The sequence below is a fragment of the Cellulosimicrobium arenosum genome (genome assembly GCF_014837295.1).
In the GTDB taxonomy this organism is placed as follows: Bacteria; Actinomycetota; Actinomycetes; order Actinomycetales; family Cellulomonadaceae; genus Cellulosimicrobium; species Cellulosimicrobium arenosum.
In genome coordinates, this window is sequence record NZ_JACYHB010000020.1 from 16188 (window position 1) to 35593 (window position 19406).

General features: G+C 71.7%; 21 protein-coding genes. 11 read left to right on the forward strand and 10 right to left on the reverse strand.

Annotated elements, in window-relative coordinates:
• Positions 1 to 73: 73 nt before the first annotated feature.
• Positions 74 to 1618, reverse strand: a complete 1545-nt coding sequence (locus IF651_RS17055; protein ID WP_422110505.1) for an MFS transporter — start codon at positions 1616 to 1618, stop codon at positions 74 to 76.
• A 155-nt stretch (positions 1619 to 1773) separates the two neighbouring features.
• Between IF651_RS17055 and IF651_RS17060 the strand changes: the two genes are divergently transcribed.
• Positions 1774 to 2403 (forward strand): TetR/AcrR family transcriptional regulator, encoded by a 630-nt coding sequence (locus tag IF651_RS17060; protein WP_191830329.1) that lies wholly within the window; start codon positions 1774 to 1776, stop codon positions 2401 to 2403.
• A 1-nt stretch (position 2404) separates the two neighbouring features.
• Here the strand turns inward: IF651_RS17060 and IF651_RS17065 are convergent, their stop codons facing one another.
• Together IF651_RS17065 and ku are read right to left on the reverse strand one after the other, a co-directional pair.
• A complete protein-coding gene (locus IF651_RS17065) occupies positions 2405 to 2860 on the reverse strand; it encodes a VOC family protein (protein WP_191830330.1) in 456 nt (151 codons plus the stop codon).
• Between the two features lie 21 nt (positions 2861 to 2881).
• The gene (ku, locus tag IF651_RS17070; RefSeq protein ID WP_191830331.1) at positions 2882 to 3853 is read right to left on the reverse strand and encodes a non-homologous end joining protein Ku; all 972 of its coding nucleotides are present in this window, start codon (positions 3851 to 3853) and stop codon (positions 2882 to 2884) included.
• A 115-nt stretch (positions 3854 to 3968) separates the two neighbouring features.
• Here ku and IF651_RS17075 point away from each other — a divergent pair, with 115 nt between their 5' ends.
• Positions 3969 to 4280 carry a DUF1905 domain-containing protein gene (locus IF651_RS17075; RefSeq protein ID WP_338404036.1) on the forward strand — a complete coding sequence of 104 codons (312 nt, stop codon included), beginning with the start codon at positions 3969 to 3971 and terminating at the stop codon, positions 4278 to 4280.
• A 2-nt stretch (positions 4281 to 4282) separates the two neighbouring features.
• Here the strand turns inward: IF651_RS17075 and IF651_RS17080 are convergent, their stop codons facing one another.
• Entirely contained in the window at positions 4283 to 5062 is a 780-nt protein-coding gene (locus tag IF651_RS17080) for a GTP pyrophosphokinase (protein ID WP_422110506.1), read from the reverse strand.
• Between the two features lie 118 nt (positions 5063 to 5180).
• Here IF651_RS17080 and IF651_RS17085 point away from each other — a divergent pair, with 118 nt between their 5' ends.
• From IF651_RS17085 to IF651_RS17100, 4 genes are all read left to right on the forward strand, one after another.
• A complete protein-coding gene (locus tag IF651_RS17085; RefSeq protein ID WP_191830332.1) occupies positions 5181 to 7805 on the forward strand; it encodes an ATP-dependent DNA ligase in 2625 nt (874 codons plus the stop codon).
• Between the two features lie 35 nt (positions 7806 to 7840).
• Positions 7841 to 9079: an amidohydrolase gene (locus IF651_RS17090; protein WP_191830333.1), complete on the forward strand. Its 1239-nt coding sequence runs from the start codon at positions 7841 to 7843 to the stop codon at positions 9077 to 9079.
• A 71-nt stretch (positions 9080 to 9150) separates the two neighbouring features.
• Positions 9151 to 9555 (forward strand): VOC family protein, encoded by a 405-nt coding sequence (locus tag IF651_RS17095; RefSeq protein WP_191830334.1) that lies wholly within the window; start codon positions 9151 to 9153, stop codon positions 9553 to 9555.
• An 81-nt stretch (positions 9556 to 9636) separates the two neighbouring features.
• A complete protein-coding gene (locus IF651_RS17100; protein WP_191830335.1) occupies positions 9637 to 10569 on the forward strand; it encodes an NADP-dependent oxidoreductase in 933 nt (310 codons plus the stop codon).
• 57 nt (positions 10570 to 10626) lie between these two features.
• On the opposite strand, the gene IF651_RS17105 is transcribed toward IF651_RS17100, so the two are convergent.
• Both IF651_RS17105 and IF651_RS17110 read right to left on the reverse strand, forming a co-directional pair.
• Positions 10627 to 11007: a cupin domain-containing protein gene (locus IF651_RS17105; RefSeq protein WP_191830336.1), complete on the reverse strand. Its 381-nt coding sequence runs from the start codon at positions 11005 to 11007 to the stop codon at positions 10627 to 10629.
• A 52-nt stretch (positions 11008 to 11059) separates the two neighbouring features.
• A complete protein-coding gene (locus IF651_RS17110; RefSeq protein WP_191830337.1) occupies positions 11060 to 12472 on the reverse strand; it encodes an MFS transporter in 1413 nt (470 codons plus the stop codon).
• Positions 12473 to 12547: 75 nt separating this feature from the next.
• Here IF651_RS17110 and IF651_RS17115 point away from each other — a divergent pair, with 75 nt between their 5' ends.
• On the forward strand, positions 12548 to 13240 hold the full coding sequence (locus IF651_RS17115) for a pyridoxine/pyridoxamine 5'-phosphate oxidase (protein WP_191830338.1): 693 nt from the start codon (positions 12548 to 12550) through the stop codon (positions 13238 to 13240).
• Positions 13241 to 13367: 127 nt separating this feature from the next.
• Entirely contained in the window at positions 13368 to 14879 is a 1512-nt protein-coding gene (mqo, locus tag IF651_RS17120) for a malate dehydrogenase (quinone) (RefSeq protein ID WP_191830339.1), read from the forward strand.
• 91 nt (positions 14880 to 14970) lie between these two features.
• On the opposite strand, the gene IF651_RS17125 is transcribed toward mqo, so the two are convergent.
• Positions 14971 to 15171, reverse strand: coding sequence for a hypothetical protein (locus IF651_RS17125; RefSeq protein ID WP_191830340.1), 201 nt, complete (start codon positions 15169 to 15171; stop codon positions 14971 to 14973).
• A 38-nt stretch (positions 15172 to 15209) separates the two neighbouring features.
• Between IF651_RS17125 and IF651_RS17130 the strand changes: the two genes are divergently transcribed.
• Positions 15210 to 16163, forward strand: coding sequence for a helix-turn-helix domain-containing protein (locus tag IF651_RS17130; RefSeq protein WP_191830341.1), 954 nt, complete (start codon positions 15210 to 15212; stop codon positions 16161 to 16163).
• A 156-nt stretch (positions 16164 to 16319) separates the two neighbouring features.
• Positions 16320 to 17429 (forward strand): fatty acid desaturase, encoded by a 1110-nt coding sequence (locus IF651_RS17135; RefSeq protein WP_191830342.1) that lies wholly within the window; start codon positions 16320 to 16322, stop codon positions 17427 to 17429.
• 55 nt (positions 17430 to 17484) lie between these two features.
• On the opposite strand, the gene IF651_RS17140 is transcribed toward IF651_RS17135, so the two are convergent.
• Complete coding sequence (locus IF651_RS17140) at positions 17485 to 18321, reverse strand: siderophore-interacting protein (protein ID WP_338404038.1); 837 nt, start codon at positions 18319 to 18321, stop codon at positions 17485 to 17487.
• A gap of 66 nt (positions 18322 to 18387) precedes the next feature.
• Here IF651_RS17140 and IF651_RS17145 point away from each other — a divergent pair, with 66 nt between their 5' ends.
• The gene (locus IF651_RS17145; protein ID WP_191830343.1) at positions 18388 to 18606 is read left to right on the forward strand and encodes an SCO4848 family membrane protein; all 219 of its coding nucleotides are present in this window, start codon (positions 18388 to 18390) and stop codon (positions 18604 to 18606) included.
• A gap of 12 nt (positions 18607 to 18618) precedes the next feature.
• Here IF651_RS17145 and IF651_RS17150 read toward each other — a convergent pair whose 3' ends face one another.
• Both IF651_RS17150 and IF651_RS17155 read right to left on the reverse strand, forming a co-directional pair.
• The gene (locus tag IF651_RS17150; protein ID WP_191830344.1) at positions 18619 to 18927 is read right to left on the reverse strand and encodes a carboxymuconolactone decarboxylase family protein; all 309 of its coding nucleotides are present in this window, start codon (positions 18925 to 18927) and stop codon (positions 18619 to 18621) included.
• Positions 18928 to 19043: 116 nt separating this feature from the next.
• Positions 19044 to 19277 (reverse strand): hypothetical protein, encoded by a 234-nt coding sequence (locus tag IF651_RS17155; protein WP_191830345.1) that lies wholly within the window; start codon positions 19275 to 19277, stop codon positions 19044 to 19046.
• Positions 19278 to 19406: the final 129 nt, after the last annotated feature.

The window sequence follows — 19406 nt, forward strand, 5'->3', positions numbered from 1 at the left end:
CGGCACCACCTTTGCCGATCCGCCCCCCGCCCGCCAACCCGCGTGCGCTCCCGGGGGCGTCGTGCGCGCCGGGTCACGCGCGCGCGTCCCGCAGCGTCACGAGGGCGAGCACGGCCGCTCCCAGCATGAGCACGAGCCCGATGAGCGAGGTCACGCCGACCCCGCTGCCGAACGCCGCGTGGGCGGAGTCGAGCAACGCCTGCGACTGTGCGGTCGGCAGGGTCTGCGCGACCTGCGTCGCACCACCGAGCGTCTCGGCGGCTGCCGCCGCGTCGGCGTCCTGGACGCCCGCGGGGACGACCACGTTCGCGTGGTAGGACGCGGTGAGGATGCTGCCGAGCACGGCCGTGCCGAGCACCGAGCCGCCCTCGTAGGCGGTCTCCGAGATCGCCGACGCGGCGCCCGCCTGCTCCGGCGGGACGGAGGAGACGATGAGGTCGTTCGACACGGTCTCCGCCGCACCGACCCCGAGCGAGAGGACCGCGAACGCCACGACGAGCAGCCACAGCCCGCTCCCGCCGCCCCCGAGGGCGACGATCGCGTACCCGGTGGCCGAGCACGTGAGCGCGACGGCGACGACGTGCGCGGGCCGCACCCGCCGCACGACGCGGACGACAAGCAGTCCGGCCGTCACCATCACCGTCAGACCCGGGAGCAGCGCGAGCCCGGCCTGCATCGGCGAGAGCCCCAGGACGAGCTGGACGTCCTGGGAGACGAAGAACAAGAACCCGACGAGCGAGAACACCGACAGCAGGTTGACGAGCACCGCGCCGGAGAAGGCGCGACGGGTGAACAGGCGCACGTCGAGCATCGGGTCGGGCCGGCGCAGCTGGCGCCGGACGAACGACGTCCCCGCCACGAGACCGACGACGACGCCCGCCACCCCGAGCACGCTCATGCCGTCCTTGGCGAGGGACTTGATGCCGTAGACGACGGGGGTCATGGTCGCCATGACGAGCACGATCGACAGGGGGTCGATCCTGCCCGGTGCGGGGTCGCGCGACTCGGGCACGAAGATCGGCGCGAGGACGAGCAGGACGACCAGCACGGGGACGGCCAGCAGGAAGACCGAACCCCACCAGAAGTGCTCGAGCAGGAACCCGCCCACGATCGGGCCGAGCGCGGCGCCGCCGGCGAACGCCGACGCCCAGATCGCGATGGCCAGACGGCGCTCCTGGCGGTCGGTGAAGACGTTGCGCAGCAGCGACAGCGTCGACGGCATGAGCATGGCACCGAAGAAGCCGAGCGCCGCGCGCGACGCGACGAGGGCCCCCGCGCTCGGTGCGTAGGCCGCCACGACGGAGACCGCCGCGAACCCGACGGCACCGACGAGCAGCAGGCGACGCCGACCGACCCGGTCGGCGAACGAGCCCATCGGCACGAGCAGGCCCGCGAGCACGAGCGGGTAGACGTCGATGATCCACAGCAGCTGGGTCCCGGACGGGCGCAGGGCCTCCGAGATCTGCGGCAGCGCGAAGCTGAGCACGGTGTTGTCGATCGACACGAGCAGCACCGGGAGCATGAGCACGGCGAGCGCGAGCCAGCGTCTTCGTGCTCCGGCTTCCGGCCTGGGTGCTGGGGTGCGGGCCGGTGCCGTCGGCAGGTGTGTCGCCGTCACAGCGATTCCTTCCACGTACGACGGGCGGCGGGGCGTGCGCGGTGGCGCCGAACTTCCAACCGTCCAGACGGTATAGTAACGACGCGACGTGCCGGATGTCATCCCGGGACGGCCCCGAGCCGGCTGTGACCCTGCGCACCACTACGCTCGACGACATGCCACCGCCTCCCGCCGCTCGCGCCAAGGTCCTCGTCGCGTTCGCGTCGCTGCTCGTGGAGCACGGCGAGAGGGCCGCGACGCTCGACGCCGTCGCCGAGCGGGCCGGGGTGTCCAAGGGCGGGCTGCTGTACCACTTCGGGTCCAAGGACGCGCTCGTCGACGGGCTCGTCGAGCACCTCGACGAGCTCACCGCCGCCGACGTCGAGGCCATGCGGGCGGCAGCCGCCGGGCCCGTGGACTACCTGCTGCGCACCTCGACCGTCGTCGACTCCGAGTACGAGCTCGTCTACCTCGCGGTCTCGCGCCTCGCGCAGGGCGCGTACCCGCACGCCCGCGCCGCGCTCGACGGGGCGCACGACGCCTGGACCCGCACGGTTCTCGACGAGGTCGGCGATCCGGTCGTCGCGCGCGCGGTCGTGCTGCTCAGCGACGGGCTGTATGCCCACGCGGCGCTCAGCGCCGACGTCGCAGGGGCCACGGACCGGCCTGGCGACGACGGGGAGCACGTCGCGTTCCGCGCACCACGGCGAGGTGACGACGTCGACGAGCTGCTCGCGCTCGTCGCCGACCTCGTGGTGCTGCGGTCGTCGAGAGGCGCAGGACCCGCCGGCGGGGCCGGGAGCTAGCTCAGCCCTCGAACGCTGCGCGGAGCGGTCCGAGCTCCAGCTTGCCCTGCGTCATCATCACGTCGACGACCCGCTGGACCTTCTCGCCGTCGGGATCCTGGATCATGTCCAGGAACTCGACCGGCACGACCTGCCAGGACAGCCCGAACCTGTCCTTGAGCCAGCCGCACTGCGACTCCTGCCCGCCGTCGGAGGCGAGCGTCGACCAGTAGCGGTCCACCTCGTCCTGCGACTCGCACTCGACGACGAACGACACGGCCTCCGTGAAGGGGAACTGCGGCCCACCGTTGACCGCGCTGAATCGCTGCCCGGCGAGCTCGAAGTCGGCGGCGACGGCGGTGCCGTCGGGTTGGCGGAGCATCTCCCCGGTCCGCGTGCCCGGGAAGAGCGCGGTGTAGAACTCGATCGCCTCCGCGAGGTTCCCGTCGAACCACAGGCTCGGGATGATCGCTCGCATCGTCGTCCTCCTCGGCAGGCCTCAGGCCGTCGCCTTCTTGCGGGTGCTGGCCGGCTTCTTCCTCGCCGAGCCCGAGGAGGACTTCTTCGCCGTCGACCCCGACCCGGTGCTGCTCGACGACGATTTCGACGACGTCGACGACGAGCTCGACGTGCGCGACGACCCGCCCTTCTTCGTCCCGCTCGACCCCGACGAGCCCCCCTTGGAGCTCTTCGACGACGCGACGGACTTGCGCAGCGCCTCCATGAGGTCGATGACCTCGGCGCCCTCGTCCTTCTCCGGCTGCTCGCCGAAGGTCTCGGACACCTCGAGCGCGTCGCCCTGCTCGATCTTGGCGTCGATGAGCCGTCGCAGCTGCGCCTGGTAGTCGTCCTCGTACTCTTCCGGTGCGAAGTCCGCCTCGAAGCTCGCGACGAGCTGGGACGACATCGCCAGCTCCTTGTCCGTGACCTTCGCCTCGTCGTCGAGAGACGGGAACGCCGCGTCCCGCACCTCGTCGGCCCACAGGAGCGTCTGGATGACGAGCACGTCGTCCCGCACGCGCAGCGCGGCGAGCCGCGTGCGCTGGCGCAGCGCGAACTTCACGATCGCCGTGCGATCGGTCTCCTCCAGGGTCCGGCGCATGAGCACGTACGCCTTGTTCGACGTGGAGTCGGGCTCGAGGTAGTAGCTGCGGTCGAGCAGCAGGGGGTCGATCTGGTCGCTCGGCACGAACTCGACGACCTCGATCTCGCGGCTGCGCTCCGCCGGCAGGACGTCGAAGTCCTCCGACGTGAGCATCACCGTCTGCTCGCCGTCCGTGTAGGCCTTGGCGATGTGCTCGTACGGGACGACCTCCCCGTCGATCTCGCACACGCGCCGGTAGCGGATCCGCCCACCGTCCTCGTCGTGGACCTGGTGCAGCGGCACGTCGTGGTCCTGCGTCGCGGAGTACACCTTGACGGGGACGTTCACGAGCCCGAACGAGATCGCGCCCTTCCAGATGGCCCTCATCGGTCCATGGTGGCGCGCGCCGGGCCTGCGCGCGACCCCTCGGGCCTCGCGGACTGTGGGTGGCACACGACATGATGGCGACGTGAGGACAGACGGGGGACGACAGATGGCACGGGTGGGCCCAGGGGTCGGCGCCCGCTTCGAGTTCGAGGCCGAGCTGTGGCGCTGGGAGGCGCGAACCGACAGCTGGGTCTTCGCCGCTCTCCCGGAGGACGTCAGCGACGAGATCGCCGAGCTGCCCCTGCCGCCTGCCGGGTTCGGGTCGGTCAAGGTACGGGTGACGATCGGCGGGTCGTGCTGGTCGACGTCGGTCTTCCCCGACGCCGGACGCAAGACCTACGTCCTCCCGGTCAAGGCCGCCGTGCGCAGCGCGGAGCAGGTGGACGTGGGCGACGTCGTCCGGATCGGCGTCGAGACGCTCGGCTGAGCTCAGCCGTCGTGGCGCCGCTCGTGGAACGCTTCGTCGGCGACCTGCGCGGTGCGCATGAACGTCTCGACCATCTCGCGCGGCGAGACCATGTCGTCCGTCGCCTCGGGCGGCTCCGGCGCGCCGTCGAGGCCGCGCACCTCGTCGTGGATGCGCTCCATCGTCGTGTCGAGCGTCGCTGCGACGTCGGCCGCGAGCTTCAGCGCGTCCGTGAGATGGCCCGGGACGTCGCGCTGGTACTTGTAGTAGATCTTGTGCTCGAGGCTCGCCCAGAAGTCCATCGCGATCGTCCGCAGCTGGATCTCGACCACGACGTCCTCGACGCGGTCCGAGAGGAACACCGGGATCTTGACGATGAGGTGCAGGCTCTTGTACCCGTTCCCCTTGGGGTGGGCGATGTAGTCGCGCTCCTCCAGCACCGTCAGGTCGCGCTGCCCGACGATCATGTCGCGTACCCGGTAGATGTCCGAGACGAAGCTGCACGTCACGCGCACGCCCGCGACGTCGAACATGTTCTCCCGCACGCCGTCCGGCGTGAGCGGGATGCCCTTGCGCCGCGCCTTGGCGAGGATCGAGTCGATCGACTTGAGCCGCGACCCGAGGTGCTCGATCGGGTTGTAGTCGTGGATGTGCCGGAACTCGTCGCGCAGGACGGTGATCTTGGTCATCACCTCGTCGATACCGAACTTGTACGTCATCATCAGGCGTCGGAAGTCCCGGACCCGCGGACCCATGACCGCCGAGAGCGGCTCGTCGACTGTCGTCTGGTCGGTCACGCGCATCCTCTCGTCCTGCGACGCCCGCCCGGACGTCCACAGGTCTTCACGAGCGGGAACGGCCGAGAGTTCCCTCGACCCGCTCCGCTGAGCGCGAACGCACGTCGCGCGCCACCATGGCCGCATGGCGGGAACAGCAGGCCAGACGGTCGACGTGGGTGGGCACCGGCTCAAGGTCACCAACCTCGACAAGGTGCTCTACCCAGCGACGGGGACGACCAAGGGCGACGTGCTCGCCTACCTCGCCGCGGTCGCCGACGTCATGCTCCCCCACTGCGCGAACCGCCCGGCGACACGCAAGCGATGGCCGGACGGGGTGGAAGGACAGGTGTTCTTCCAGAAGAACGCCGGTCAGGGCATGCCGTCGTGGGTACGCACCCGTCGCATCGAGCACAAGCACAGCGCCAACGACTACGTGCTCGTGAACGACCTCGCGACCCTGACGTGGCTCGGCCAGACCGCGTCCCTCGAGCTGCACGTGCCGCAGTGGCAGTTCGGTCGCACGGGGACGCACCTGAACCCGGACCGACTGGTCCTCGACCTCGACCCGGGACCCGGCGCCGGACTGCCCGAGTGCGCCGAGGTCGCCCGGTTCGCACGCCGCATCCTGCAGGGCATGGGCCTGGACCCGTTCCCCGTGACGAGCGGCTCCAAGGGCATCCACCTGTACGCCGCGCTCGACGGTTCGCAGGACGCCGCCGCGGTGTCCGCCGTCGCGCACGAGCTGGCCCGCTACCTCGAGGCCGAGCACCCCGACCTCGTCGTGAGCGACATGAAGAAGTCGCTGCGTGGCGGCAAGGTCCTGCTCGACTGGAGCCAGAACAACGGCAACAAGACGACGATCGCGCCCTACTCGCTGCGGGGTCGCGAGCATCCCACCGTCGCCGCGCCGCGCACGTGGGACGAGCTCGACGACCCCGACCTGCACCACCTCGACGCCGACGAGGTCGTCGCACGCGTCCGCGCGACGGGCGACCCGCTCACCGCCCTCACGTCGGGCCATCTCGCCGCCCTCGAGCCCACGCCCGAGCGCATGGCCACGTTCGAGCGCAAGGGCGGTCCGGCGTCGGGCCGCACGGAGCAGGCCGACCGGCTGGAGAAGTACCGGTCGATGCGTGACGCGGCCAAGACCCCCGAGCCCGTGCCGGCCGACGCCCCCCCGACGAGCGAGGGCATGAGCTTCGTCATCCAGGAGCACCACGCGCGACGCCTGCACTGGGACTTCCGCCTCGAGCACGACGGCGTCCTGGTCAGCTGGGCACTGCCCAAGGGTGAGCCGACGGACCCGAAGAAGAACCACCTCGCGGTCCAGACGGAGGACCACCCGCTGGCCTACGGATCGTTCGAAGGGTTCATCCCGAAGGGCGAGTACGGCGCCGGCGAGGTGACCATCTGGGACGCCGGCACGTACGAGCTCGAGAAGTGGCGCGACGGCGAGGAGGTCATCGTCACGCTCCACGGCGAGCAGCACGGGACGCGACGGCTCGCACTCATCCACACCGGCGGCCGCGGCGGTAAGGACGAGGAGAACAGCTGGCTCATCCACCTCATGGTCCCGCGGCAGGACCGGGGTGCTCGGGGTGGCGGGGGCGCGGAGGACGGGGAGGAAGCGCCGGGTCTTCCCTCCGCGGCTCGTTCCTCGCCGCTCCCGCCAGACCCGCCACGACCCGGCGCTTCCTCCCCGTCCTCCGCTTCGTCGTCGTCCGCGGCTCCGGCGTCCGCGACGCCCTCACGGGCGCGAACCGACTGGCGGCCGATGCTCGCGTCGCCCGGGATCCCGTCGGACTTCGCCGACGGCGCCGACGCGTGGGCGTTCGAGATGAAGTGGGACGGGTTCCGCTCGCTCGTGGAGGTGTCCGCCGGGTCGGTGCGGCTGGTCAGCCGGTCCGGGAAGGACATAACCGTCACGTACCCCGAGCTGCAGGCGGTCGCGGAGCAGGTGCCTGCCGAGGCGCTGCCGGTCGTGCTCGACGGCGAGATCGTCGCGCTCGACGCCCAGGGGCGCCCGAGCTTCCGGCGGCTGCAGCAGCGCGCGAACATCGCCAAGCCTGCGGACGTCGCGGCCGCGCGGCGCAAGGTCCAGGTGGACCTCATGGTGTTCGACGTGCTCGAGACGGGTGGTCGGTCGCTCGCCAAGCGGAGGTACGACGAGCGCCGGGAGATCCTCGAGGACCTGCTCGGTGCGGCACACGCCCCGGTGCACGTGCCGCCCGCGTTCGACGGCGACCTCGACGCGGCGATGGGCACGTCGAAGCAGCTCGGCCTGGAGGGCGTCGTCGCGAAACGCCGGGACAGCACGTACCTCGTCGGGCGGCGCTCGCAGCAGTGGCTCAAGCTCAAGCACACCCGGTCGCAGGAGGTCGTGGTCGTGGGCTGGCGGCCCGGGCACGGGGACAGGTCGCACCTGGTGGGATCGCTCCTGCTCGCGGTGCCCGACGACGGGCGGCTGGTCTACGTCGGTCGCGTCGGGTCGGGCTTCACCGACGCCGAGCGGCGCGACCTCGTCGCAGAGCTCGGCAGGATCGAGCGATCCACGCCCGCCGCCGCGGGCGTGCCACGTGAGGACGCCGCGGACGCGCGCTGGGTCTCGGCGCGACGCGTGGGCGAGGTCGTGTACGGGGAGTGGACCGGCCCGGGCGAGGACGACTCCGACGACGTCCCGCTCGGCAAGCTGCGCCACCCCGTGTGGAAGGGCTGGCGGCGCGACAAGTCGCCCGACGAGGTCGTCGTGGAGAATCCTGAGGTCTGAGCGCCCTCACCCGCGACGTCGAACGGAGCCGCCCGATGACCTCGGCCGACCAGTCCCGCCCCTCTTCCACCGCTCCCGGCACCCAGGTCGTGTCACTCGTGCGCGATGTGCGGCCGTGGGGCGGCGACCGCGTCGACCTGCACGTCACGGACGGCAGGTTCAGCGCGGTCACGCCGCACGACCCGGCCGCACCCGCGCCGTCGGACGCGATCGACGGGTGCAGGCTGCTCGCCCTGCCCGGGTTGGTCAACGCGCACGCGCACGTCGACAAGAGCTGGTGGGGCAAGGACTGGGTGAGCTACGGCGGCGAGGCGACGACCCAGGGACGCATCGCGCACGAGCGCGCGCACCGCGACGAGCTGGGGATCCCCGGCGTGGAGGTCACGCTCGCCGTCCTGCGTGAGCTCGTCCGGCACGGCACGACGGCGATCCGGACCCACGTCGACGTCGACCTCGGGCTCGGGCTGCGCGGCATCGAGGTCGTCCGGGAGGCGCTGGCAGAGCTGCGCGGTGCGGTGCACGCCGAGATCGTCGCGTTCCCCCAGGACGGCGTGCTGCGCCGCCCCGGCGTCCTCGACCTGCTCGACGCGGCGGCGGCCGCGGGTGCGGAGCACGTCGGCGGTCTCGATCCGGCGTCGATCGACCGCGACCCCGTCGGCCAGCTCGACGGGCTCTTCGCGATCGCGGAGCGCCGCGGCGTCGGGATCGACGTGCACCTGCACGACGGCGGCGAGCTCGGCGCGTTCCAGATCGAGCTCATGGTCGACCGAACGCTCCGCGCCGGGCTGCAGGGGCGGGTCAACGTCGCGCACGGGTTCGCGGTGGGCCAGCTGCCCGCGGCGCGCCAGGCGGACCTCGTCGCGGCGATGGGCGAGGCCGGCATCACCATGACGACTGTCGCGCCGATCGGCGCCGCTCCCCTGCCGCTGCCCGCGCTGCACGAGGCGGGGGTCGCCGTCGGGCTCGGGACCGACGGGATCCGCGACCTGTGGTCCCCCTACGGCACGGGCGACCTGCTCGCGCTCACGACACAGCTCGCGCGGCTCTCGCGGTTCCGCCACGACGACGAGCTCGTCGCCGCGGCGCGGATCGCCACCACCGACGCGGCCCGGTTCGTCGGGCGCGACGTGCACGACCTCGTCGTCGGTGCGCCCGCGGACATCGTGCTGGTCGACGCCGAGAACGTGCCGGACGCCGTCGTGCGCGCACCGCGGCGCGCGCTGGTCGTGGCCGGGGGCCGCGTCGTCGCGCGCGAGGGCGACGTTCTCGTCTGAGCGATGAGTTCCCGCGAGCGCGGCCGTCTGCCCCCACGACACGACACCGCTCGTTCCTCAGGAGGCTTCTCATGAGCACCCAGATCTTCGTCAACCTGCCGGTCACCGATCTCGACGCGTCCAAGAGGTTCTACACGGCTCTCGGATACTCGGTGAACGAGGAGTTCACGGACGAGAACGCGAGCTGCATCGTCATCAGCGACACCATCTACGTCATGCTCCTCACCGAGGCGTTCGCCCAGCGGTTCACGACCAAGGCGATCGCCGACGCGACCACGACGACCGAGGTCATCAACGCTCTCAGCACCGACAGCCGCGCGGAGGTCGACCGCCTCGCGGACGCGGCCCTCGCCGCGGGTGCGAGCCCGGTCGTCGAGCCGCAGGACGAGGGGTTCATGTACTCGCGGAGCTTCGCCGACCTCGACGGCCACCAGTGGGAGGTCCTGTTCATGGACGCGAGCGCGACGGCGGGCTGAGCACGTCGGCAGGCACGCTCCGCCCGACGTCCGGTTCCCGTCGTCCGGAATCTTCCGGGACGCCGAGGAGTTGGCGCCCGTATGCGAGCCATCACCTACTCCCGCTACGGCGGCCCCGAGGTCCTCGAGCCGACCGACCTGCCCGACCCCAAGGTCGGGCCCGACTCCGTGCTGGTCCGGGTGCGCGCCGCGAGCGTGAACCCCGTCGACTGGAAGGTCCGGGCGGGCTACCTCGACCCGCTCATGGACGCCGTGTTCCCGGTCACCCCGGGCTGGGACGTGGCAGGCGTCGTCGAGCGGGTCGGGCTCGACACGCCGGAGCTCCAGGTGGGCGACGAGGTGTTCGGGTACGTGCGCAAGGACGTGCTCGGCGGCTCGGTCGCGGGCGGCACGTTCGCCGAGCTCGTCGCCGCACCGGTCCGGACCCTCGCGCGCAAGCCCTCGGCGTGGTCGTTCGAGGAGGCGGCGGCGGTGCCGCTCGCCGGTCTGACCGCGTACCAGACGATCCGGCGCGCCGGCCTCGAGCCGGGCCAGACCGTGCTCGTGCACGCGGCGGCCGGGGGCGTCGGGTCGTTCGCGGTCCAGCTCGCCCGGACGCTCGGCGCACGCGTGATCGGGACGGCGTCGCAGACCAACCACGAGTTCCTGCGCTCGCTCGGGGCCGAGCCCGTGACGTACGGCGAGGGCCTCGCCGACCGGGTGCGCGCGCTCGCGCCGGACGGCGTGGACGTCGTCCTCGACTACGTGGGCGGCGACGCCGTCGACTCGGCGCCCGACGTCCTGCGCGACGGTGGCACGATCGCCTCGATCACCGACGACCGGGCGCGCGAGCTGGGCGGTCACTACGTGTGGGTCCGTCCCGACGCCGCCGACCTGGCCGAGCTCGCGCGCCTCGGCGACGCCGGTGAGCTGCGCCCCGAGATCGCCGAGGTGTTCGACCTCGCCGACGCCGCGGACGCGCACCGCCTGAGCGAGTCGGGCCACGTCCGGGGCAAGATCGTCGTGCGCGTCTGACACCCCCCGGCACGCACCCGCACGTCACGCGCGGAGCACCGGCGAGAAGCCGCGGACCTAGCTCGGCGGCAGGTCGCGCAGCAAGGCCGTCAGCTCGCCGCCCGCGTCACCCGTGTTGACGGTGCCCTGCGGCTCGACGAGGACGGCGGCGGTCTCGACGTCGGCGCGTGGGCAGTGCTCGACCCCACGCGGGACGACGTACACGTCGTTCGGTCGCAGCACGACCTCGCGCTCGACGCCGTCCTCGCGCAGGCCGATCGTCAGCTCGCCCGACAGGACGAGGAACAGCTCGTCGGTGTCGGGGTGGGTGTGCCAGACGAAGTCGCCGAGCACCTTGACGACCTTGATGTCGTAGTCGTTGACTCTCGTCACGCGGTAGGGCTGCCAGTGCCCGTCGAACGCGTCGAGGGCCGCGAGGAGATTGCGCACGTCGGTCATGGCGACCATCGTGGCACGCGACGCCTGCCCGCCCCGGGGCGGGCAGGCGCGGTCAGCCGCCCCGCGCGTCGCGCACGTGCTCATTGCGAATCCCTACCCAGCTCAGCACCCCGCCCAGCACCAGCAGCGCCGCGGTGACCAGGAGCGAGCGGTGGAACCCGTCGATGTCGAGCGCACCGCCCGCGACCACGCCCGCGAACGCGATCATCACGAGGCCCGCCACGCGCGAGACCGCGTTGTTCACCGCGGAACCGATGCCTGCGTCGGCCGGCGGGATCGAGCCGAGGATCGCCGAGGTCAGCGGCGCGACCGTGGCCGCGAGACCGAGGCCGAACAGCAGCATGCCGGGCAGCACCTGGCTGACGTACACCGCGTCGTCGGAGGTCGTGAGCAGGAGCAGGTACCCGGCCGCACCGACGATCGGTCCGAGCGTCATGAACAGGCGTGGGCCGTAGCGGCCGGCGAGCGTGCCGAACCGTGACGAGAGCGCGAGCATGACGAGCGTGATGGGGATCTGCGCGAGCCCGGCCGCTGTCGCGCTGTACCCGGCGACCTGTTGGAGGAACAGCGTGACGACGAAGCCGCCGAAGTAGAGCGCGCCGTAGATCGCGACCGTCGCGAGGTTGCCCCACGCGAAGTTCCGCACGCGGAAGAGGCGCGGCGGCAGCATGGGATCGGGCGCGCGACGTTCCCACGCGACGAACCCGGCCAGGCACGCCACGCCGACCACGAACGGGATCCACACCACGGCGTCCGACCAGCCGAACCGGCCCTGCTCGATCAGCGCGAACACGGTCCCGGCCAGCCCGACGGCCGCGAGCGCGGCCCCGAGTCCGTCGACGCGACGGCCGGCCGCCACGTCGGCCTCCTCGGCCGTGGACCGCGGGACACCCCGCAGGAGCAGCAGCGTCACGGCCACGGGCAGGACGTTGATCCAGAAGACCCAGCGCCAGGAGACGGTGTCGATGAGGATACCGCCGAGCAGCGGACCCGCGAGCGACGCGGTCCCGGTCCACGCGGTCCACGTGCCGATGGCACGGGCCTGCCGCGCGCCGTCGAACGTCGAGACGATCATCGCGAGGGAGCTGGGCACGAGGAGCGCGCCCGCGACGCCCTGCAGCACCCGGGCGACGACGAGGAACAGCCCGGTCGGAGCCAGCGCGCACGCGACGGAGGTGACGGCGAACCCCACGAGCCCGACCGCGAGCACCACCCGTCGCCCGTACACGTCGGACAGCGACCCGGCGAGAAGGATGAACGCGCCGAGCGTGATGAGGTAGCCGTCGACCACCCACTGCTGGAGCGCGAGCCCCGTGACCGGACCGGTCGTCAGCTCGTCCGAGATCGCGGGCAGGGCGACGTTCACCACGGAGCCGTCGAGGAACGACACGAACGACGCCAGGATCGCGACCACGAGGACGCGCTGCGAGACCGTCACGTGCTTACGGTACGACCGGATCGTCATGCCGGTTCGACCGGGCGGCCGTCGGGTTCGTGACATCCTCGGCGGACGACGCCGGAAGACGACGAGAGGGTTCCCATGGACGAGCGCCCCGCACGCCGTGCCGACCGGCCCGCGACGCTGCGCGAGCGGTTGCGTGCACTACCCGTCTTCGGCGACGACCTGCCCGGCCTCGACCCGGACGCGGCTCCCGACGACCCCGTCACGTTGTTCGTCGCGTGGCTCGACGACGCCGTCGACGCGGGGGTGACCGCGCCGCACGCCGCGACGCTCTCGACCGCCGACGCAGGCGGGCGTGTCGACGGCCGCACCCTGATCCTCAAGGACGTCGGGCCTGCCGGCTGGGTGTTCGCGACGCGGTCCGACTCCCCCAAGGGCACGGCGCTGCGACAGAACCCCCACGCCGCGCTGACGTTCCTGTGGCGCGAGCGCGGACGCCAGGTGCGGGTGCGCGGCGCAGTGGTCCCGACGGGCCCGGACGCGTCCGCCGCGGACTTCCTCGCCCGCTCGGACCTCTCCCGGGCGACGGCTCTCGCCGGCCCCCAGAGTGCCCCGCTGTCGTCGCGGGCGGCGTACCGCGAGGCGTGGGACCGAGCGCTCGAGCGCGTGCGCGCAGAACCCGACCTCGTGCTGGACACCTGGGCGACGTACACCCTGGATCCCGACTCCGTGGAGTTCTGGGCGTCGTCGTCGGGCGACGGGCAGGTCCGCCTCCGGTACGTCCCCGCGCCCGGGGACACGCGGTGGTCGCGAGAGATGCTGTGGCCGTGACCAGCGCGGACGGCTCGACGACGCGTGATCGTGCAGAGCCTCAGGACGTTGGTCCCGCGAGAATGTGACGTACGCCCGTGACGCATCGCACAGTTAGTGCACTCCTTCACAAGCGTAGGATCGGAGCGTGTCTAGTCGAGCGAGCAATCCCGCAAGCACCGCAGACCAGATCGACGTAGCCCTCATCGGCGGCGGCATCATGAGTGCCACCCTGGGCGCCCTCATCAACGTCCTGGAGCCCTCCTGGACCGTGCGCGTGTACGAGCGCCTCGACGCCGTCGCGCAGGAGTCGTCGAACCCCTGGAACAACGCCGGTACCGGCCACGCCGCCCTGTGCGAGCTGAACTACACCCCCGAGAAGCCGGACGGCTCGATCGACATCTCCAAGGCGGTGGCGATCAACGAGCAGTTCGAGGTGTCGCGCGAGTTCTGGCACCACCTGCTCACGACGGGCGCCCTCCCCGAGCCCGCGAGCTTCATCTCCCGCACGCCGCACATGACGTTCGTGCGCGGCGAGGCCAACGTCGACTACCTGCGCCGCCGGTTCGAGACCCTGCGCGAGCACCCGTTGTTCAGCGAGCTGGAGTTCTCCGACGACCCCGCGGTCGTGGCGCGGTGGGCGCCGCTCCTGATCGCCGAGCGGGACGGTGACGAGCCCGTCGCCGCGACCCGCGCGACGAGCGGCACGGACGTCGACTTTGGCGCCCTGACCTCGCAGCTCCTCGACCACCTCGTCGCGAGCGGGACGCAGCTCTTCCTCGAGCACGAGGTGAAGAACCTCAAGAAGACCAAGGACGGGCGCTGGCGCCTGACGGTCAAGGACCGGTCCTGGAACGCGGCCGACCGGCGCTCGACCGTGGAGGCGCGCTTCGTGTTCGTCGGCGCGGGCGGTGGCGCCCTGCCTCTGCTGCAGAAGGCGGGCATCCCCGAGGCCAAGGGCTACGGCGGGTTCCCGATCAGCGGCGAGTTCCTGCGCACCGACAGCCCTGAGCTCGTCGCGCAGCACCACGCCAAGGTCTACGGCAAGGCGGACGTCGGCTCCCCGCCCATGTCGGTCCCCCACCTGGACACGCGCGTGGTCGACGGCAAGAGCTACCTCATGTTCGGCCCCTACGCCGGGTTCAGCCCCAAGTTCCTCAAGAAGGGCAAGTACCTCGGCCTGCTCACGTCGCTGCGCCTGCACAACCTGGGCTCGATGGTCGGCGCGGGTCTGAAGAACCTCGACCTCACGCAGTACCTCGTGGGCCAGGTCGTCGCGAGCCCGGAGACCAAGTTCACCGCGCTCCAGGCGTTCATGCCGGCCGCGCACCCCAAGGACTGGGAAACCATCACCGCGGGCCAGCGCGTCCAGGTGATCAAGAAGGACGCCGACGGCAAGGGCGTCCTCGAGTTCGGCACCGAGGTCGTCGCCGCCGCGGACGGGTCCATCGCGGGCCTGCTCGGCGCCTCCCCGGGGGCCTCGACCGCCGTCCCGGCGATGATCGACCTGCTCGAGCGCTGCTTCCCGAACCGATTCACGAAGTGGCGGCCCGAGCTCGCGACGATGATCCCGAGCCTCGGCCAGGCCCCGTGGGAGGCCGAGGAGCTCGAGGGCCTCGACCAGCTCACCGGCGGCGCGGACGTCGGCTCGCACGCCTGACCGCACCTCCTGCCCGACGGCGGCCCGGACCTCCCGCGAGGTCCGGGCCGCCGTGCGTCGCGGCCCGACCTCCGACGAGCGGTCGAGCCTCCTACGAGTGATCGAGGTCGCGGGAACCCCAGGACTGGTCCGACCCGGCGGGGAACCAGGGACGGCCGGGGTCCTCGCGTCGCAGCGCGAGCGCGAGGACAGTCGATCCGACGACCACGACGAGAGCGAGCACACCCCAGAAGATCTCCATGCCCCCACCCTCGCGAGGGCGCAGGCACCGCACGAGTGGCAGAAGAGCCATTGCTCGACAAGATCCTGCCACCGCCCTATCCTGGGGCGATGCTGCGCACCGTCGCGGTCGTCGTGAGCGACGGCCTCGCCCCGTTCGAGTTCGGTGTGGTGTGCGAGGTCTTCGGCCTCGACCGCACCGAGCAGGGCGTTCCCCCGTTCGACTTCCGCGTCTGCGGGCCGCACGCGGGTGAGCCGGTGACGACGTCCGTCGGTGCCCAGGTGCTCCCGGCGCACGGTCTCGACGCCACCGACGACGCCGACCTGGTGGTGGTTCCCGCCATCCGGATCGGCACGCACTACCCGGAGGAGGTCCTCGACGCCCTCCGCCGTGCGGCCGCGCGCGGCGCGACCCTCCTGAGCGTGTGCTCCGGCGTGTTCGTCCTCGCCGCCGCCGGTGTGATCGGCGGCAGGCGCGTGACCACCCACTGGCTGCACGCCGACGAGCTCCGGCGCCAGCACCCCGGCCTCGACATCGACCCGGACGTGCTCTTCGTCGACGACGGCGACCTCATCACGAGCGCCGGGACCGCGGCCGGCATCGACGCGTGCCTGCACCTCGTCCGCCGCGAGCTCGGTCCGAGGGTCGCGAACACCATCGCCCGCCGGATGGTCGTGCCGCCCCAGCGCGAGGGAGGTCAGCGACAGTTCGTCGAGCGCCCGGTGCCCACGGCCGACGCGGACTCGTTCGCCGAGCTGCTCGACTGGATGGCAGAGCATCTCGACCGACCCCTCACCGTGCGCGACCTGGCCGCCCGCGCCTCGACCTCCGAGCGCTCCCTCGCGCGCGCGTTCGTCGCCCAGACGGGCACCACGCCGCTCGCCTGGCTCAATGCTCAGCGGGTCGCCCACGCCCAGTCCCTGCTGGAAGAGACGCGCCTGGACCTGGAGGACGTCGCACGTCGTTGCGGATTCGGCTCGGCAGCGCTGCTGCGCCACCACTTCCGCCGAGTCGTGGGCGTGTCCCCCACCGAGTTCCGGCACACTTTCCGCCACGCGGCATAGCGTCCGACCTGGAGTGTCGCGACGCCTCCTCGGGTTCTTCACTCCTCTACCGGGTGCCGCGAACCTACGGTCCCGTAGGATCGTCATCATCTGTACGACGAGCACCTGCTCACCACCGCGGCTGAGAAGTCGCCACCGACCTCTGCGAGGACGTTCGTGACCTCTGCCGCTGTCCGCCCGGGATTCCGGGCGACCCGCCCCCGCACGGACGACGGCGAAGCCGTCACCAGCACCTACAGCTCCCTGTCCCGCACGGTCCGCGACGCCGGACTGCTGCAGCGCGCACAGGGCTACTACCTGTGGACGCTCGGCGTCCTCGCGCTCGCGCTCGGCGGTGCCGTCGCCGGCTTCGTCCTGCTGGGCGACTCGTGGTTCCAGCTCCTCATCGCCGGCGCGCTCGGGCTGATCTTCACGCAGTTCGCGTTCGTGGCGCACGAGGCCTCGCACCGCCAGGTCTTCGCGTCCGGGCCCGTCAACGACCGCGTGGGCAAGATCCTCGCGAACGGGGTCGTCGGGATCAGCTACTCGTGGTGGATGAACAAGCACACCCGCCACCACGCGAACCCGAACCGCCGCGGCAAGGACCCGGACATCGCGCCCGACGTCGTCGTGTTCCTCGAGGACGACGCGGCCAAGGCCACCGGGATCAAGTCGTTCATCAACCGCTACCAGGGATATCTCTTCTTCCCCCTCCTCACCCTGGAGGGCCTCAACCTGCACGTCACCGCGATCCGCAGCCTCGTCAGCGGCAACGCCGTCCGCAGCGACCTGCGTACCCGGATGGTCGAGCTCGCGATCATCGTGGTCCGCCTGACCGTCTACGTCACCGCGATCTTCTGGGTGCTCCCCCTCGGCATGGCGTTCGCCTTCCTCGGTGTGCAGCTCGCGGTGTTCGGCGTGTACATGGGCGCGTCGTTCGCACCGAACCACAAGGGCATGGCGATCATCCCCGCGGACAGCAAGATCGACTTCCTGTCGAAGCAGGTGCTCACGTCGCGCAACATCCGTGGCGGGTGGTTCATGAACATCCTCATGGGTGGGCTCAACTTCCAGATCGAGCACCACCTGTTCCCGAGCATGCCGCGCCCCCACCTGGCCCGGGCCCGCGAGATCGTGCGCGAGCACTGCCTGAACCTCGGGCTGCCGTACACCGAGACGAGCCTCGCCCAGTCGTACGCGATCGTCGTCCGCTACCTCAACCAGGTGGGCCTGTCGGCGCGCGACCCGTTCGACTGCCCGATGTTCCGCCAGCTGCGCAAGGTCTGATCCGCCGGTCGCCCGCCCCGTGGGACACGGGCGACCTGGCTCAGGAGGCCGCGGCTCAGGAGGCGGCCGCGACCCCGTGCCGCCAGTAGCCCACGAAGTCGATGTTCCCCTTCGGCACGCCACGCTCGGCCACCAGGTGTCTGCGGACGCCGGTCACGAGCCCGGACTCCCCCACCGCGTAGGCGTACACCTCCCCCGACGGAAGGTCCGCCGAGCGCACCGCGTCGAGCGCCAGGCCCCCGGGCACGGCCTCGTGCCCGGGCTCTGCGGCCGTGCTCCGGCCGGCGCCGTGGCGGGGGATCCATCGCAGCTCCACTCCCGCAGGGACGCGGAACTCCTGCGCGTCGCCATCCTCGGGGATCTCCACCAGCGCGAGTCCGCGCGCGTCGTCGGGCAGGGACTCGCAGATGCCCGCGACGGCGGGCAGACCGGTCTCGTCCGCGACCAGCAGCGTCCAGTCGTGCGGGGCGCGAGGGTTGTACCCGATGCCCTGGTCGAGCAGGCCCACGCGGTCGCCGGGCCGGGCGGAGAGCGCGAACGACGAGGCCGGTCCCGTGTCGCCGTGGACGACGAAGTCTACGTCGAGCTCGTGCAGGTCCGGCCGCACCGCGCGCACCGTGTAGTTGCGCACGAAGGGTCGCTGCGCCTTGGGCGTCGCGCGGTACTGCACGTACCACATGCCCGACGAGCGGGTCGGGAGCCGCAGCGAGTCCTGGTCCGGTCGTGGCAGGAACAGGCGGAACCACTGGTCGAACCCCATCGGAGCGAAGTGCTCCATGCCCTCGCCCCCGAGCGTCACCCGCACCATGCTCGGGGTGACCCGTTTGCTGCCGACGACGTCGAGAGTCAGGACGTGCGCGTCAGCCGGCTTCACCATCTTGAAGTTCGCCACGCAGGTGAGGCTATCCTCACACCGCCCGTCGCGTCGACGCCGTCCACGACCTGTCATGCTCGACACGTGGAGATCCCCGTCGCCTGGTCCGCCCTGCTGGTCGTGACCGCGCTGTGGAACGTGCTGATCTGGCCGCGGTTCTGGCGACGCATCGCCAAGGACCCGCGCTCGCGCGACGCCGACGGCCGCGCCACGCGCTTCTACACCGTGCACGCCGCACTCATCGGCGTCTCGCTGGCGCTCGGTCTGGCCGTCGGGGTGCTCGGAGTGATCACGCTCGTCTGAGCGCGGCGGTGCTCACAGGCGTCGCAGGCCGGCGAGCCGCTCGGGGTTGCGGAAGACGAGGATCCGCGCGACACGTTCGCCGTCGAACTCCGCCGTCCCCGCCATGACCGGTGTGCCCGCGGCGGACCGCACGACACCCGTCGCACCGTTGAGCACGGCGTCGCCGTCGGACAGGACGGGAGGGAAGTTCTCGAGCGCGACGAGTGCGGTGAGCTCGACGAACGCCGACTCCCCGAGGCCGGTCAGCAGCTCGGCCGCGAGCGCGTCGGGGACGGTCGGCGGCGTCGCGGTGGCAGCCTGCGCGTTCGCGCCGGTACCCATCAGGACACGCTGCCGGCGGCAGGTGTGACACGGGAGCAGGAGGTCGGCCGAGACGTGTGTCACACCCGGCAGCTCGCAGCGGTCGAGCGCGTCACGGTGAATCACACCGGGACACGTCAGGGCCGGCGCGTGCGCCGCTCGTTGCCTCGACGGTAGTTGCCGGTCGCCCGGGCGAGCAGGAGTTGGACCTCGTGCTCGTCGCCACGGCCCTCGGCTAGCTCGAGCGCGGGTACGAGGCGTGCCGCCGCGGTCCCGGCGACGGTCACGACCACGCGCCCGCCACGCGACACGCGGACTCGTCCGTCGGCGGTCACCTGGTGCGCGAACGGATCGGTGAAGTCGTCGGCCATGGGAATCTCCTATGTCAAGCGGCGGCGGGCATGGCTGCGTCGGGTGCCGCTGCCATGCCGTGGTTGAGGGTGTTGTAGACGGTGCGGGCGAGCTGGCGTCGTAGACAGCGGTAGGTCTCGGTGGACGTC